At 39.7% G+C, this 14457-nt stretch carries 15 protein-coding genes and 1 pseudogene; 8 read left to right on the top strand and 8 right to left on the bottom strand.

Annotation, left to right across the window (positions count from 1 at the left end; all coding sequences use genetic code 11):
* Positions 1-105: 105 nt before the first annotated feature.
* Complete coding sequence (locus tag PL8927_RS09445) at positions 106-732, bottom strand: class I SAM-dependent methyltransferase (RefSeq protein WP_083620309.1); 627 nt, start codon at positions 730-732, stop codon at positions 106-108.
* A 97-nt stretch (positions 733-829) separates the two neighbouring features.
* Here PL8927_RS09445 and hemH point away from each other — a divergent pair, with 97 nt between their 5' ends.
* Positions 830-1993: a ferrochelatase gene (gene hemH, locus PL8927_RS09440; protein WP_083620304.1), complete on the top strand. Its 1164-nt coding sequence runs from the start codon at positions 830-832 to the stop codon at positions 1991-1993.
* Between the two features lie 50 nt (positions 1994-2043).
* On the opposite strand, the gene PL8927_RS09435 is transcribed toward hemH, so the two are convergent.
* Positions 2044-2634 (bottom strand): DUF4126 domain-containing protein, encoded by a 591-nt coding sequence (locus PL8927_RS09435; protein WP_083620299.1) that lies wholly within the window; start codon positions 2632-2634, stop codon positions 2044-2046.
* Between the two features lie 229 nt (positions 2635-2863).
* Here PL8927_RS09435 and PL8927_RS09430 point away from each other — a divergent pair, with 229 nt between their 5' ends.
* From PL8927_RS09430 to PL8927_RS09420, 3 genes are all read left to right on the top strand, one after another.
* The gene (locus tag PL8927_RS09430; protein ID WP_083620295.1) at positions 2864-4873 is read left to right on the top strand and encodes an FAD-dependent oxidoreductase; all 2010 of its coding nucleotides are present in this window, start codon (positions 2864-2866) and stop codon (positions 4871-4873) included.
* A gap of 88 nt (positions 4874-4961) precedes the next feature.
* Entirely contained in the window at positions 4962-5624 is a 663-nt protein-coding gene (locus PL8927_RS09425) for a vWA domain-containing protein (protein ID WP_083620291.1), read from the top strand.
* Between the two features lie 41 nt (positions 5625-5665).
* Positions 5666-6436: a PP2C family serine/threonine-protein phosphatase gene (locus tag PL8927_RS09420; protein ID WP_083620287.1), complete on the top strand. Its 771-nt coding sequence runs from the start codon at positions 5666-5668 to the stop codon at positions 6434-6436.
* A gap of 53 nt (positions 6437-6489) precedes the next feature.
* Here the strand turns inward: PL8927_RS09420 and PL8927_RS09415 are convergent, their stop codons facing one another.
* Both PL8927_RS09415 and PL8927_RS09410 read right to left on the bottom strand, forming a co-directional pair.
* On the bottom strand, positions 6490-6981 hold the full coding sequence (locus PL8927_RS09415; RefSeq protein ID WP_083620284.1) for a serine O-acetyltransferase: 492 nt from the start codon (positions 6979-6981) through the stop codon (positions 6490-6492).
* 74 nt (positions 6982-7055) lie between these two features.
* Positions 7056-7346 (bottom strand): annotated as a pseudogene (locus PL8927_RS09410) (Uma2 family endonuclease); the annotation flags it as partial.
* Between the two features lie 145 nt (positions 7347-7491).
* Here PL8927_RS09410 and PL8927_RS09405 point away from each other — a divergent pair.
* A complete protein-coding gene (locus PL8927_RS09405; protein ID WP_231505968.1) occupies positions 7492-7641 on the top strand; it encodes a hypothetical protein in 150 nt (49 codons plus the stop codon).
* A gap of 131 nt (positions 7642-7772) precedes the next feature.
* On the opposite strand, the gene hisB is transcribed toward PL8927_RS09405, so the two are convergent.
* Both hisB and fabI read right to left on the bottom strand, forming a co-directional pair.
* Positions 7773-8471 carry an imidazoleglycerol-phosphate dehydratase HisB gene (gene hisB / locus PL8927_RS09400; RefSeq protein ID WP_083620275.1) on the bottom strand — a complete coding sequence of 233 codons (699 nt, stop codon included), beginning with the start codon at positions 8469-8471 and terminating at the stop codon, positions 7773-7775.
* Between the two features lie 213 nt (positions 8472-8684).
* Positions 8685-9461: an enoyl-ACP reductase FabI gene (gene fabI / locus PL8927_RS09395; RefSeq protein ID WP_083620271.1), complete on the bottom strand. Its 777-nt coding sequence runs from the start codon at positions 9459-9461 to the stop codon at positions 8685-8687.
* Positions 9462-9672: 211 nt separating this feature from the next.
* On the opposite strand from fabI, the gene ntcA reads away from it, so the two are divergent.
* From ntcA to PL8927_RS09380, 3 genes are all read left to right on the top strand, one after another.
* Positions 9673-10338 (top strand): global nitrogen regulator NtcA, encoded by a 666-nt coding sequence (gene ntcA / locus PL8927_RS09390; protein WP_083620267.1) that lies wholly within the window; start codon positions 9673-9675, stop codon positions 10336-10338.
* A 147-nt stretch (positions 10339-10485) separates the two neighbouring features.
* Positions 10486-12084, top strand: a complete 1599-nt coding sequence (locus PL8927_RS09385) for a DUF3084 domain-containing protein (protein ID WP_083620262.1) — start codon at positions 10486-10488, stop codon at positions 12082-12084.
* Position 12085: 1 nt separating this feature from the next.
* Positions 12086-12481, top strand: coding sequence for a pre-16S rRNA-processing nuclease YqgF (locus tag PL8927_RS09380; protein ID WP_083620257.1), 396 nt, complete (start codon positions 12086-12088; stop codon positions 12479-12481).
* Positions 12482-12506: 25 nt separating this feature from the next.
* Here PL8927_RS09380 and PL8927_RS09375 read toward each other — a convergent pair whose 3' ends face one another.
* Both PL8927_RS09375 and PL8927_RS09370 read right to left on the bottom strand, forming a co-directional pair.
* On the bottom strand, positions 12507-13382 hold the full coding sequence (locus PL8927_RS09375; RefSeq protein ID WP_083620254.1) for a DUF4435 domain-containing protein: 876 nt from the start codon (positions 13380-13382) through the stop codon (positions 12507-12509).
* A 2-nt stretch (positions 13383-13384) separates the two neighbouring features.
* Positions 13385-14446 carry an AAA family ATPase gene (locus PL8927_RS09370; RefSeq protein WP_083620250.1) on the bottom strand — a complete coding sequence of 354 codons (1062 nt, stop codon included), beginning with the start codon at positions 14444-14446 and terminating at the stop codon, positions 13385-13387.
* Between the last annotated feature and the right edge of the window lie 11 nt (positions 14447-14457).

Below are 14457 nucleotides of genomic sequence, written 5' to 3'. Positions count from 1 at the left end.
AGAAACCCGATTTCTAAACACCGACCCCACCCCAGATTAGAAACCAGGTTTCTATACAAATCTTTGGTTTGTTATTAATAATTTTGAAAAGAAACCCGGTTTTTATTAAGGTTTAACCCCCTGAATCACTTGTAAACTTCCGCCAGCATAAAGTTGAGGGGGATTGACATTAAAGCCAATTTGTGATAGGGTTTGAACTAAATCTGTTTTTAACAGTTGCCAAGCCGTTTCCGTTTCAAATAACCAGAGAAACATCGCTACCCCTGGCCAGAATAGGGGATTAGTGGGCGAATGAAAGTCAACGAGGGTAAAAATTCCTCCCGGTTTGAGAACACGATAAACTTCATTGAGAATTTGTTTCAATTGTTCAGGGTTCATCTCATGTAAAGCAGCACTGGTGTGAACGAGATCAAAGCTGTGATCAGTAAAGGGCATATTTTCGGCAAACGCTTCTACATATTGCGCTTGAGGAACATTATTTTTAGCGCGTTTGAGGGATAGAGGAGACGCATCCAGACCTGTAACATTTTGGGAATACTCAACTAATACCGATGTTGCTTGTCCACTTCCACAACATAAGTCCAGAATTTGAGTTTCCGGGTTTACGGTTAACCCCGTTAAGGGTAACTCCCGAAACCGACGTTCTCCCCCGACACTTAACGCCGCCAGTCGGGAAATCGTATCATAGAGCCATTGATAGCGGTAACTTAAGCTTCTGAGAATTGTTGCCATAATGAGAAAATTTTTTATGAACGAAAAGATCGACTAACCCACAAGGACAATATATTATTAAAATAGTTAACAAATCTTAGGATAGGAAGTATCCGCTATGGGACGAGTCGGAGTCTTACTGCTAAATCTGGGCGGGCCAGAGCAACTGCAAGATGTTCGCCCCTTTTTGTATAATCTATTTTCAGACCCAGAAATTATCCGTTTGCCTTTTGTTTGGATGCAAAAACCCCTGGCCTGGATGATTTCGACCCTGCGCTATCAGAAATCCCAAGAAAATTATAAAGCCATTGGGGGCGGTTCTCCCTTGCGGCGAATTACAGAAGAGCAGGCTCTTGCTTTACAAGCATCTTTACAAGACAAAGGCCAGGATATTCGGGTGTATGTGGGGATGCGCTATTGGAACCCGTTTACCGAAGAAGCGATCGCTAAAATCAAACGCGATCAAATCGAGCAGTTAGTTATTTTACCTTTATATCCGCAATTTTCAATTAGTACAAGTGGTTCCAGTTTTCGAGTTTTAGAAAAACTTTGGGAACAAGATCCCAGTTTACAAAAAATTGATTATACAGTGATTCCGTCTTGGTATAACCGCCCCGGTTATTTACAAGCAATGGTGGAATTAATTGAGCAAGAAATCGAACATTGTGAACAGCCTGAACAAGTCCCAATTTTCTTTAGTGCTCACGGAGTTCCGGTTAGTTATGTCGAAGAAGTAGGAGATCCTTACCGAGATGAAATTGAAGGGTGTACGGCTGCAATTATGCAGACCTTAAACCGTCCTAACCCCCATGTTTTAGCTTATCAAAGTCGAGTTGGCCCTGTGGAATGGTTGAAACCTTATACAGATGAGGCTATTCCTGAATTGGCAGAACAAGGGGTTAAAGAAATAGTGGTTGTTCCGATTAGTTTTGTTTCTGAACATATCGAAACTTTAGAAGAAATTGATATGGAATATCGGGAACTGGCGGAAGAATGTGGTATTGAAAAATTCCATCGTGTTCCGGCCTTAAATACCCATCCGGTATTTATTAATGATTTAGCAGAAATGGTAATAGAAGCTTTAGATTCTCCTAATATTAAGTTCTCTGATGTGGTACATCCGGGTAAACAAACCAAGATGTATCCTCAAGAACGTTGGGAATGGGGACTGACAACCACCGCCGAAGTTTGGAATGGTCGGTTAGCTATGTTAGGAATGATCGGCTTATTATTAGAAATAATTACCGGACAAGGCCCCCTACATTTCATCGGCTTGCTGTAGGAGGATCAAACCTGTTGTGGAACAGGCAAGATGCCTGTTCCACATCCCTGTTAATCCGGTTCCCGTTTATAACGTCGGGGGTTGCGTTCTCCAGCGTTGCCTTGTTTTTTGTACCAGCGATACCATTCTTTAGAAATCCGAATGGAAAGCCACAATAATAATAAAGCAATTAACCCTCCCTGTTGAGGAGCATCAAAAGCAAAAATGACTAAGAAAACACAGAGAATATCTTGACCAACAATCACCCATACAGGCAAACCTCGTAAGCGATAAAATAAACCTGTTTGAACTAATTGTAAAACCAGAGCCAGTAAACCGCTAACAATTGCAATAATCCAAAATAAGCGAGGTTCAACATTAGTAGCTTCTGCGATCGCTAAACCCATGATAGCACCCACAAAGGGGCTAAATAGTAATTGTATTATTTGTAAAATACGCTGTCCCAGTAGTTTTTTTGAAGCAAAAATTTCAAATAATGACCAACTGACAAGAACCCCGATAACAACCTGCGGTGAAAATCGAGATAAAAAGGGTACACGCGACCATAAATCAGTTTGCAATAAACCAATGACCAGCAAGGGTAAAGCTATTCTTAATCCTGCTGCGGCTGAAGCAGATAGCACCGCCAGAAGTTCAATCATAATCAGGGTGAGGGACAGAGCATTTAATACCGAAAATTACACTAGGGTTTTAACCCGGTTCAAGGTATGACCTTCCATTTTATAGATCTTAATTGCAGTTAGGTTAGAAATGAGAATTTAATCTTGTCTATTGGACAATATTCAGGAATAAATCTCAAACCAGAAACCCAGTTTTTTTAATATTGAAAAATGATAAATTCCTTAAATTTGTGTGAAATTTGGCTCAAATATGACTAAAATTACCTCTAAATTGATGATCAGTTTCATCGTTAGCATAATTTCGTTTTATCCAAGTTTATCCCTAGCCTTAGCAACACCACCTCGCATTGATCAAAAAGTAGAATGTGATTTGTTAATTGTTGGAGGAGGACTAGCGGGAAGCGCTGCTGCTTATGAAGGGTTACTCGCCGGAAAAACCGTTTGTTTAACGGAAATTACCGACTGGGTAGGGGGTCAAATTTCCGCCCAAGGAACCTCCGCATTAGATGAACGACCGACTCAACGATCGCTTTTATTATATCCCAGAGGATATTTAGAATTACGAGCAGGAATTGAAAATAAATATGGACTCCTAAACCCCGGCGCTTGTTGGGTCAGTGAAGCCTGTTTTATGCCAGAAGCCGGGAATGAAATATTATTAAAAATGTTCAAACAAGCCGAAAAGAAAGGGAAAGGAAGGTTACAATGGTTTCCTTCCACAGTCATTAAAGATATGACTATTATTGATAATCAAATTACTGAAGCGATCGCTATTCAACATCAACCTGCACCCGGAACACCGCCCTTAAATACAGAACCCTTATCTGAGATTATTGATGATGCTTATAATTATAACAATTCTCAACGATTTGATAAAAATATTATTCGATTTACCTCTAAAATCAAAGCCAATCAAGGAGCAGATTGGTATATTATTGAAGCGACAGAAACCGGAGAAATTATTGGATTAACTAATATTCCGCATCAACTCGGAATTGATCCCCGTTCACCTCAAGAACCTACTGCATCAAGTCTAACCGGAGATCCCTATTGTACTCAAGGGTTTACCTATACCTTTGCAATGGAAGCAACCGCCGATCCCCAAACCCACGAAAAACCCTCCTTCTATGAACAATATGCACCTTATTATAGTTATGAATTACCCCGATTAGCAAATTTTAATTTAGTCTATACCTATCGGCGAATTCATAGTATAAAACCCAAACAAAAACGCTCTACGAATCCCCGTGAATGGCCGATTTATCCAGGGGATATTTCCATGCAAAATTGGACATGGGGAAATGATTATCGACCCGGAACATCGCAGGATAATTTAATATTAACACAATCGCAATTAGAAGCAACAGGTCAACGGCAACCCGATGGCTGGAAAGGCGGGTTAAGAACAGAAACTTTAAGAAAAGGGGAAGAAAATGCTTTAGGTTTTTTCTATTGGTTAGTAGCAGGAACAACAGACTCCCAACTGGGTGAAGGTGTTAAAGAAAAACATCCCAATTATCGCTATTTATTCGGCTTAAACTCTCCAATGGGAACCGTTCATGGCTTATCTAAATATCCCTATATGCGAGAAGGAAGGAGAATTATTGGTCGTCCCGCTTATGGTTATAAAGATGGATTTATGGTATCAGAAATTGATATTTCTCGAAATAACTTTCGCCAAGATTGGTATAGTGATAATTTAACCCCAGAAGCCTATCGTTTACTTTGGTTAAACTTAGGAGGATTAGATAGTTTACCCGTGCTTTCAGGACAAGAAACAATTGCTGATATTCAACCCCGTTCTAGGGCTACAATTTATGCAGATACCGTTGGAATTGGTCATTATGCGATTGATTTTCACCCCTGTTTAACCCAAAGTCCACCGGAAATTCCAGGGAATACAGAACGGGAAGGAGAACGTCGAGGACAAGGACAAGCTTATCCGTTTCAAATTCCGTTAAGAGCCATGATTCCGCAAAAAATTGATAATCTATTAGTAGCGGGAAAAAGTATCGCTACCACTCATATTGCGGCGGCGGCTTATCGGGTTCATTCCTTTGAATGGTCTGTTGGGGCGGCGACGGGAACAACCGCAGCCTTTAGCTTAGAAAAACAACTTTTTCCCTATCAATTAGTGGATAATTTACCCTACCGTGAACCCTTATTAGAGGAGTTACAACGGTTATTAGAAAGCAATAATAATCCGATTTTATTCCCAGGAATGTCGATTTTTAATCAGTCTTGGGAAGATTGGAAATAAATCTTGACTATATTTCTATCTATTGAAACTATCAATAAAGGAACAAGAGATAGTATCCTAGTAATAGCAACGATATAATTAAACCATCATGAGATTAGAAGAAGCGGTTGAATTTGCAGAAAATCCAGAACCTCGGTGTCCCTGTGTGCTGTTGTTGGATACCTCCGCATCGATGCAAGGGGTTCCCATTGACGCCTTAAACGATGGACTGATGGCGTTTAGAAATGATTTAATTCGGGATGAACTCGCTAAAAAACGAGTAGAAGTGGCGATTATTTCCTTTGATAATCAAGTTAAAATTGTACAGGATTTCGTTACCGCCGATCAGTTTGAACCTCCAGTATTAACTGCTCAAGGTCAAACCTTTATGGGGACTGCTATTAGCCAAGCGTTAGATTTAGTAGCGGCGAGAAAATCAGAATATCGGAATAATGGGATTACCTATTATCGTCCTTGGGTGTTTATGATTACCGATGGTGAACCTCAAGGAGAAGCTGACCGGGTGACAGAACAAGCTACTAGACGCATTCAAGAGGAAGAATTGAAAAAACAGGTCGCATTTTTTGCCGTTGGCGTAGAAGGGGCAAATTTAGATCGGTTGGCTCAAATTGTCCAGAGAACCCCGTTAAAATTGAAGGGGTTAGACTTTCGAGAAATGTTTATTTGGTTATCAACAAGTATGCAAACAGTTTCTCATTCTAAAGTCGATGAACAGGTGGCTTTACCCCCGCCGGGATGGGGAACAGTTTAAGAATAGAAAATGTGAGTGTTTAAACAAGTTAATCATTAATAATGAATCAGGTTTGTAATTGGAAAATTATATCAGCATCAGTGACAGGAAAAAGTCATGAAAAGCAGGATCTTCCCTGTCAAGATGCTCACGGTTTTAAACAGTTATCCCCAGATTTGATAATTCTGGCGGTTGCAGATGGGGCGGGTTCGGCAAAATTAGCAGATTTGGGGGCAAATATTGCTGTCAAAATAGCGTTAGAAACTCTGGAAAAACAGATCAATTTAGGTGATATTAATACTGAAAATATCCCTTGGCAAGAGTATTTAAAAGAGGCTTTAAATAATGCTAAGGTGGCTATTGAGTCGGAATCTGTTACCCAAGAAACGGAAATTCGAGAGTTAGCAACTACCTTAATTATAGGCATAGCAACACCGAAATTAGTCGCCGTTGCTCAAGTAGGAGATGGGGCTATTGTTGTGGAAGATAAGAATGGAACTATTCTGGAATTAACCATACCTACCAGTGGAGAATATCTGAACGAAACAGTCTTTTTAGTTTCTCCTAATGCGGTTGAAAATGCCCAATTTAACCTCTGGTCAGGACAACCTAAATATTTAGCTGCTTTTTCCGATGGCTTACAAATGTTAGCCTTAAAAATGCCCGAAGGAAAACCCCATCATCCCTTCTTTTCTCCTCTGTTTAAATTTGTAGAAACCATCACCGATGAAATTGATGCTCAGGAACAATTAATCGGGTTTTTGCGATCGCCTCGTGTAACCGGACGAACCGATGATGATCTAACCTTAATCTTAGCGAGTTTTAACTCTTAATTATGCTTAATTACGTTAATATAATTCAGCAAGCCCTAAGTTATATTTTCTAGTTATTGAGGTTTTTCAATCACTTTAGCTGGTATTCCCACCGCAGTAGCACCAGGGGGAATATCACAAAGAACCACTGCATTTGCTCCTATTTTGGCATGATCTCCAATACTGACAGGCCGTATAATTTTCGCACCGGCGCCAATATCAACATGACCTCCGATTTTTACTCCTCCCACAATAGTTACTTGTTGCAAAATCAAACAATTAGGCCCGATCATTGCGCTAGGATGAATCACAATTCCATTGGGATGAATTATAAGTAACCCCCCCTGAATTTGGCAGTTTAAAGGAATATCCGCTCCAGTTACACAACTCCAAAATCGGTAATTAAGGACATTCCAAGCACAGAATAAGTCACCCAATAACCCGCCATAGGATTTCCACTTTTGATATTGACGTATTGATTTCAGTAGTTGACGGCTAGGAGACCACCATTGTTTTAATTTTTCCCGTTCCCAATCTGGTTCTGTACTAGAAATTTCATTAGCCATATAAAATCGATTGAAAGCCAATTGCCAATTTAAAAACTCTATCTCTATAATACTAAAATAGCTCCCCACTCGCTAGGGGAAATTCCGTCTTCTTTCCATTGTAAATAGGAACCTCGTTTTCCTTTGGGTCTTCCCAATACCACTAAAACATCCGGTGCGTTAACAATATGCGGTTTTCCTTCCACCGGATACCAGAATAAATCTCCCGCTACAAATACATTAGAATTATCAGCAAATAACCATTCTAAATTCTGTTCAATTGCCACAATCCAGTTAAATTGTTCTGTGTTATTTGCCATCGGTTTTCCATCACTTTCGGGATAGATAATTTCCGTTAGGTTGACAGTTGCAGGTTGAGAAACCATAACTTCAATCAAAACAATAATCAGGATAGTCTAACCGTAGCATAATTTCTCAACCGTCAACAGCCAACCGTCAACCGTCAACAAAATTACAAAACGCCTTTANGTTCATGAACGGTTATTACTGGTAGAGTCTATTATTCATTCATTGTCTCAAGAATTGCGTCCTCGTCCTGATGTTCCTGATGGAATTACAGAACGTCTGCGGGGAATTTTAAAAACAGATATAGCTCCACCTAATGATATTGAGGGAGAAACGCTAAAAGAAGAATACTTGACGGAGAAATATTTAAAATGAGAGTGCTGCTAGATACTAATATTATTCTTGATCATTTACTAGAGCGAGAACCTTTTGTTAACTCCCCGATTACTATTTTATCCGCAGGAGAAGTATTAGCTCGTTTATCTTAAATTAAACTTTATTAAAATCTATTTAAAATTATTTGTAGGGGTGGTTTCTGAATTAAGATATAATTGAATAAACAAAGAGGAAAAATCAACCATGAATTTACAAGAATTAAAAAATGCCGCTNTTTCAACCGCCATTCTTAACGCTCTCGCAAAAGCTTTAAAGCCAGCTTCAATAATATGATGGGAATTAATTCCATCTAATTGACGTAAATGTAAGGTCATTTGACTATTATTAACAATAGCCACAAAAAATTCTCGGACTAATTGAGTATCATAAGTTCCGACTCGTTGCGTCGGAATTTCTAACCCATACGTTAGATGAGGACGACCGGAAAAATCTAAAGCAACTTGAACTAAGGCTTCATCTAAAGGGGCGATAAAATGACCAAACCGAACAATTCCTTTGCGATCGCCTAACGCTTTAGCAAACGCTAAACCCAATGTAATTCCCACATCTTCATTAGTATGATGATCATCAATTTCAATATCTCCAGTGGCTTGAATATCTAAATCAATTAACCCGTGAGACGAAATTTGATGCAACATATGATCTAAAAATGGAACTCCTGTAGACACATTACAGGCTCCAGTTCCATCTAAATTAACAGTAACATTAACATCCGTTTCTCCCGTTTTTCGGTGTACCGTTGCAATTCTAGGAAGAACATCTAAATTAGAATTTGAGTTAGTAATAGAAGAGCGATCGCTAATTTGCATAATCAGGGAACAGGGAACAGGAGGGAAATTGTAGGGTGCGTAAGCGATAGCGCACGCACCAACAGTCAACAGTCAACAGTCAACAGTCAACAGTCAACAGTCAACAGCCAACAGTCAACAGTCAACAGTCAACAGTCAACAGCCAACAGTCAACAGTCAACAGCCAACAGTCAACAGTCAACAGTCAACAGTCAACAGCCAACAGTCAACATCCTACATTCCCATGATGCAATAACCCGAATCGACATACAGGATTTGGCCCGTAATACCACTGGATAAATCACTACAGAGGAAAGCCGCAGCGTTACCGACTTCGGTTTGGGTCACAGTCCGTTTCAGGGGAGCAATTTCTTCAACGTGGTGAATCATATCTAAAATGCCGCCAACTGCTGAAGAAGCTAAAGTCCGAATCGGGCCAGCCGAAATGCCATTTACCCGAATCCCCAATGGCCCTAACTCCGCCGCCAAGTAACGAACATTCATTTCCAAAGCCGCCTTAGCAATACCCATGACGTTGTAATTGGGAATCACCCGCACACCGCCGAGATATGTTAGGGTAACGATACTACCGCCCTGGGTCATTAAAGGTTTAGCAGCAGCGCTCAGTTGTACCAATGAATAAGCACTAATATCTAACGTGCGGGTAAATCCGCCACGAGATACATTGCTAAAGTCCCCTGAGAGTTCCTCTTTTCCAGCAAAAGCCAGACAATGAATGAGGATATCTATCCGTCCCCACTGGTCGCGGATGGCGGTAAAAAGCTCCTCAATTTGAGCATCATTCTGGACATCACAGGGCAAAAATAAACTAGGGTTGAGGGGTTCAACCAACTCTTTGACCTTTTTTTCAAAACGACCTTTCTCGTCAGGAAGATAGGTCACTCCGATATTAGCTCCAGCTTCGTGAAGCTGTTGGGCAATGCCCCACGCAATTGAGCGATTGTTGGCAATGCCCGTAACCAGTGCGTTTTTTCCGTTCAAATTCAGCATAATAGATTATTCTATATGCAACTGGTATCCTTCTCAAAGGCATTCATTTGTCCATTCCCCCCAAGGGCTTTCCTCTGAATCCTTCGCCAGAGCAGGACTAATCGGAGTAGCGATTTAGCGGGAGTTGACCGGGGGAAGAAAGATGATGCAATTAGCGTAAACTGAAATACGGAAGATATATTAGGGCATTGTTAGTGCAAGGGATCGGGTCGTGACGTATGATAGACCGTTAGCAGAAGTGTTCCGCAGCATCGGCGGAGGGGCATTCCCACCCGTCGTGGAAAGCTTTGAACGGGGCAAGACGATCTTCTTTCCCGGCGATCCGGCGGAGCGCGTCTATGTTCTGATTAAAGGTGCGGTAAAACTGTCCAGAGTCTATGAAGCTGGAGAAGAGATTACTGTTGCTTTACTTCGAGAAAATAGTGTATTTGGTGTTTTATCTTTAATTACAGGTCATCGGTCAGATCGGTTTTACCATGCCGTCGCCTTTACCCCTGTAGAACTACTCTCGGTTCCCATTGAACAAGTTGAGAAAGCCCTAAAAAGTGATCCCGAATTGCCAATGGTAATGTTGCGAGGATTATCATCTCGAATTTTACAAACAGAGATGATGATTGAAACCTTAGCTCACCGAGATATGGGATCAAGATTAGTCAGTTTTCTTCTAATTCTTTGTCGAGATTTTGGTGTGCCGGGTAAAGATGGGATTCGGATTGACTTAAAGCTCTCCCATCAGGCGATCGCAGAAGCCATTGGTTCAACACGAGTGACTGTTACCCGTTTATTAGGAGATTTGCGGCAAAAAAACATGATCTCGATTCATAAGAAAAAGATCACAGTCCATAATCCCGTTACCCTAAGCCAACAATTCACCTAGTCTATTCAAGGTTTTGCTGATGAATCTTAAGATGATTCAGGTCTTTTCCTGAAAATAGAACCAGAGAGAATTTAGCTGAAGTTCAGAGGAAAAACTCAGAATTAGAGGGGGTCAAATCCATTTAAACTACAGTGTTAAATTTTTGATATGACCGCAGGAATTATCCTGGTTATATCTATCTTAGTTCTGGGAGGCGTAATTGCCACTGTCAGTGATCGCCTGGGAACGAAAGTTGGAAAAGCCAGGCTGAGTTTATTCAATCTCCGCCCCCGTAACACTGCTATGGTCGTGACAATTGTAACGGGCAGTGTGCTTTCGGCATTGACGTTAGGGATTTTATTTGCCTCCAGTAAACCCCTACGTCGGGGCGTTTTTCAAATTGATCAAATTCAAACTCGACTCAATGATGCTCGTAAAGATTTAACTCGCGCTGAAGATGAAAAAAAACGAGTAGAAACCGATTTAGCTAAAGCCAGAGTCGAACTGAATACCGCAATGACTCAGTTGAATGGGATTAATCAATCCCTACAAACCGCTCAGTCTCAAGCGATTCAAACAGCAGAAGAATTACAACGAACTCAAAGTCAATTGGGAGATCTTCAGAAACAATTGCAGGGGATTCAATCGGAAAAAACAGCAACAGAAGCTGAACTGAATCGGACAGAAAATCGTCTCCAAGGGGTGTTTAAACAAAAACAAAGTTTACAAGCAGAAATCGCTAAACTCAGAACTGAACGTCAAAACCTAATTCAACAACGAGAACAAGTTAAAGCTCAAATTCAGGCTCGTGATCGGGAAATTGCTAAACGAGATCAAGAGATGAAACAGCAAGATCAAGAACTCGAACAACAGGAACAACGAATTACGGAACAGGATCAAATTATTGCTAAACGAGAATCTCGTCTGCAAGAATTGGAAACGGAACAGGAAAAATTAGAACAGCAAAAACAAGTTTTAGCCCAGCAAGTAGAATTGGTTGAACGCGATTTTCAACTGTTACGAGAAGGCAATGTTGCTTTAGAACGAGGACAAATCTTAGCCAGTGGATTAGTCAGAATTAATGACCCCAAAACCTCTATCCAAGCGGTTAATAGACTCTTACAAGAAGCGAATATTCAGGCGATTGAATCCGTACAATTGGCGAATAAAAATGCCAATCAATCACGGGTAATTCAAATAACTAAAGTAGAAGTTGAAGATTTAATTAATGAAATTGATGATGGTCGGGATTATGTGGTGCAAGTGATTTCGGCTGCTAATTATTTAGTCGGTGAAACCAAGGTTTCTGTTTTTACCAAAGCCGAACCTAATCGCTTATTATTTACGACGGGAGAACTGATTGCTGGAACAACTTTTGATCCCTCCACTTTATCGAATAGTCAGTTACAAAAACAATTGCAACAATTGTTAGATGCCTCCAGTTTTCGGGCGCATTTTGTTGGGGTTGTCAATGGAACAGTGCAAATTGGGAATGATAGAATGGATACATTAATTCGTTTTTTCCAACAATTGCAAGACCATAATCAACCCTTAGAAATTCAAGCCGTTGCCGCCGAAGATGCCTATACGATTGGGCCGTTACGACTGGATTTATTAGCGCGTCGCAATGGTGAGGTGATCTTTAGTACCCGTCAACAGGAATCGCTTAATAATCCCAATGAATTGCCAAATCTATCGCCGGAAAAACAGAATGATTTAGAAAATTCGACCTCTCAATCTAATTCTATTGAACAGGAGAAAAAATAAGATGATTTTAGGTTTTGATCCCGGTCGAGAAAAATGTGGAATTGCGGTGATGGGTAAGGATTCACAATTATATTATCATCAGGTAATTTTAGCGTCGGATGTTTCTACCATAATTCAATCTCTGTGTCAACAATTTGCGATTGAGATAGTGGTGATGGGAGATCAAACCACCTCAAAAATGTGGAAACAAAAACTAACTGAAATTTTACCAAAATCTCTATCTATTATTCAAGTTAATGAACGATATTCTACCTTAGAAGCGCGCGATCGCTATTGGCAAATGTATCCCCCCAAAGGCTTAACTCGTTTAATTCCTAAAGGAATGCGAACCCCACCCCGTCCGATTGATGATATTGTTGCGATTGTGTTAATTGAACGATATTTAAACCGGATTTAAGAAATTAAGCCATGCTATCATTTAATCATAGATTCCTAATTCTTTCGCGTAACTGTATTAGATCGGGATGTTGATTAATATCAAGATTCTGAATTGCCCATTTAAAAAATTCTTTATTTAAAGAAATATATTTATTCTGTTGTCTTTGCATTTCTTTCTGAATATCTTTACCATGAAACCAAATTAAATACTGTTTCTCTATCCAAAACTCTTCTTGATCAAACTGTTGATGATACAAATTAAGCCTGTTTTCAAATTCTTCTGGTGTGACCGTCTCAACAGCTTGTCTAAATTCGCTAATCATTTCTAAAGCTTGAGTTTTGCAATCTTGTAGAGTTAATGAATTCGGAAGTTGACCACTCTTTCCTGTCCAGGTGGTTCTAAGCTGTCTCCGTGCTGCACCCATATTTGTTAAATCGCCTAAAGCCCATCGTACTGATTGATAATTTTTTAAGCTCATAGCACTATTTTGAATCCATTCTGAAATTTTGTCAATTCCTGGGGAGTCTCCATATGCCCATGTAGTGGTAGGATTTTCTTGCCTTCCTTGGAATTTTTCTAACCAATAGTTATGAATCAAATCAGCATCTAAGAAATAATTTTCAATACAAGCACGATAACTTAAAAACCTTGATTGATTATTGGCAAATAGAAGTAACTGAATATTAGAAGTGGGTTTAACATCAAAATCTCGATCACTAAAAAAGATATAGGGTTGATTTATGGTTTCATATCGAGCAAAGTATCCTTGAGAAAAAAGTGAAAAATTAAACTTACCTCCAACAGGAACAATTGTATTAAAGCCTGATATATCTGCAATTATTTTGCTCAGTAATTGATAATCTAAGCTGGTATCTTTTCCCTCACAAAAAATAATCTTTCCACCACTAACAACACTCATAATCACGCCTCCAAACGAATAATATATGCTTCAGGAACTAACTGCTCTATATAATCAGAGTGAGTTGTAATAATAAATTGATTATTTTTGCCCAGTTTGGGTAAAGCTCTGAGTAACGCCTGTTGCATGGGTGGATGTAAGTGCAATTCAATTTCATCAATTAAGATAACCGAGTTATGAATATTCCAACTGGCAAAGTCGATCAGCATTGGAAAAGTAGCACGCTCACCCCCAGACATCTCTGAAATTTCATACTGATTTCTGCCATCATAGAGATAAAACCAGGGCTCACTGAGAATATCATCAACCCCTTCTCGTAGAATAGGGCCTTCAAAACTACGTTCTGGGAAAAGGGTTCGATAAATTTGTTCTATTTCAGCATATAAATCTTTCTGTCCAGGCCGTAATTTCTCAAATTTACCATTAACAAAATCCTGATGAAACTGTCGCCATTTGGATAAGCGATCGCGGATAATATCATGAGTAATTTCGATTTTTATATCGGGATCTTCTGGTGTTAAGCTTGTTGAGGTTCGCTGTTCTGTATACCAAAGAATTGTGCCAACTCTTTCAAAAACCTGAAAACCTTCAGATCGAAGCAATTGTTTAGCATATTGTCGTCCTTTAAATTGAAATAATTCAGCAGCAGTATCCGCCTGAACTCTTCTATCTCGCCACTTGAGATTTACAATAGATTTCTCAGTCGGAGACATTAAATTACGCCCCATCTCTTGCAATTTCTGGGTGAATTCTCGAACTGCTTGCAATTCTGATCGAGAAAATTGTACTTTTAAACTAACTTCCGGGTCAAACTTGCCCCAATTAGCCCCTAATAATTCATAATTAAATCCTGGCCATTCTAAATCTGAAAGTGTTCGTAATCGCCCTGTTGCTTCCCCTAACGTTGCTGCAATTGCCTGTAAAAGACTGGTTTTACCAGAACCATTCATTCCGATAAGAACGATCAGATCCCGTGCTAATCCCGTTTCGGGATCAGTAAAATCAAATACTGGAGAAGTCCGAAATTTTTTAAAATATTTTAACTCTACAGATTGAACTTTCATAATAAAGTTAA

Source organism: Planktothrix serta PCC 8927, from assembly GCF_900010725.2.
Taxonomy (GTDB): Bacteria; Cyanobacteriota; Cyanobacteriia; order Cyanobacteriales; family Microcoleaceae; genus Planktothrix; species Planktothrix serta.
Note: the sequence above shows the minus strand (reverse complement) of the source record. Positions and strands in the feature narration are given on the sequence as shown.

Excerpts from the sequence above, each read along its gene's own strand:
- PL8927_RS09445 (WP_083620309.1), bottom strand. The coding sequence starts at position 732 with ATGGCAACAATTCTCAGAAGCTTAAGTTACCGCTATCAATGGCTCTAT.
- hemH (WP_083620304.1), top strand. The coding sequence starts at position 830 with ATGGGACGAGTCGGAGTCTTACTGCTAAATCTGGGCGGGCCAGAGCAA.
- PL8927_RS09435 (WP_083620299.1), bottom strand. The coding sequence starts at position 2,634 with ATGATTGAACTTCTGGCGGTGCTATCTGCTTCAGCCGCAGCAGGATTA.
- PL8927_RS09430 (WP_083620295.1), top strand. The coding sequence starts at position 2,864 with ATGACTAAAATTACCTCTAAATTGATGATCAGTTTCATCGTTAGCATA.
- PL8927_RS09425 (WP_083620291.1), top strand. The coding sequence starts at position 4,962 with ATGAGATTAGAAGAAGCGGTTGAATTTGCAGAAAATCCAGAACCTCGG.
- PL8927_RS09420 (WP_083620287.1), top strand. The coding sequence starts at position 5,666 with ATGAATCAGGTTTGTAATTGGAAAATTATATCAGCATCAGTGACAGGA.
- PL8927_RS09415 (WP_083620284.1), bottom strand. The coding sequence starts at position 6,981 with ATGGCTAATGAAATTTCTAGTACAGAACCAGATTGGGAACGGGAAAAA.
- fabI (WP_083620271.1), bottom strand. The coding sequence starts at position 9,461 with ATGCTGAATTTGAACGGAAAAAACGCACTGGTTACGGGCATTGCCAAC.
- PL8927_RS09385 (WP_083620262.1), top strand. The coding sequence starts at position 10,486 with ATGACCGCAGGAATTATCCTGGTTATATCTATCTTAGTTCTGGGAGGC.
- PL8927_RS09380 (WP_083620257.1), top strand. The coding sequence starts at position 12,086 with ATGATTTTAGGTTTTGATCCCGGTCGAGAAAAATGTGGAATTGCGGTG.
- PL8927_RS09375 (WP_083620254.1), bottom strand. The coding sequence starts at position 13,382 with ATGAGTGTTGTTAGTGGTGGAAAGATTATTTTTTGTGAGGGAAAAGAT.
- PL8927_RS09370 (WP_083620250.1), bottom strand. The coding sequence starts at position 14,446 with ATGAAAGTTCAATCTGTAGAGTTAAAATATTTTAAAAAATTTCGGACT.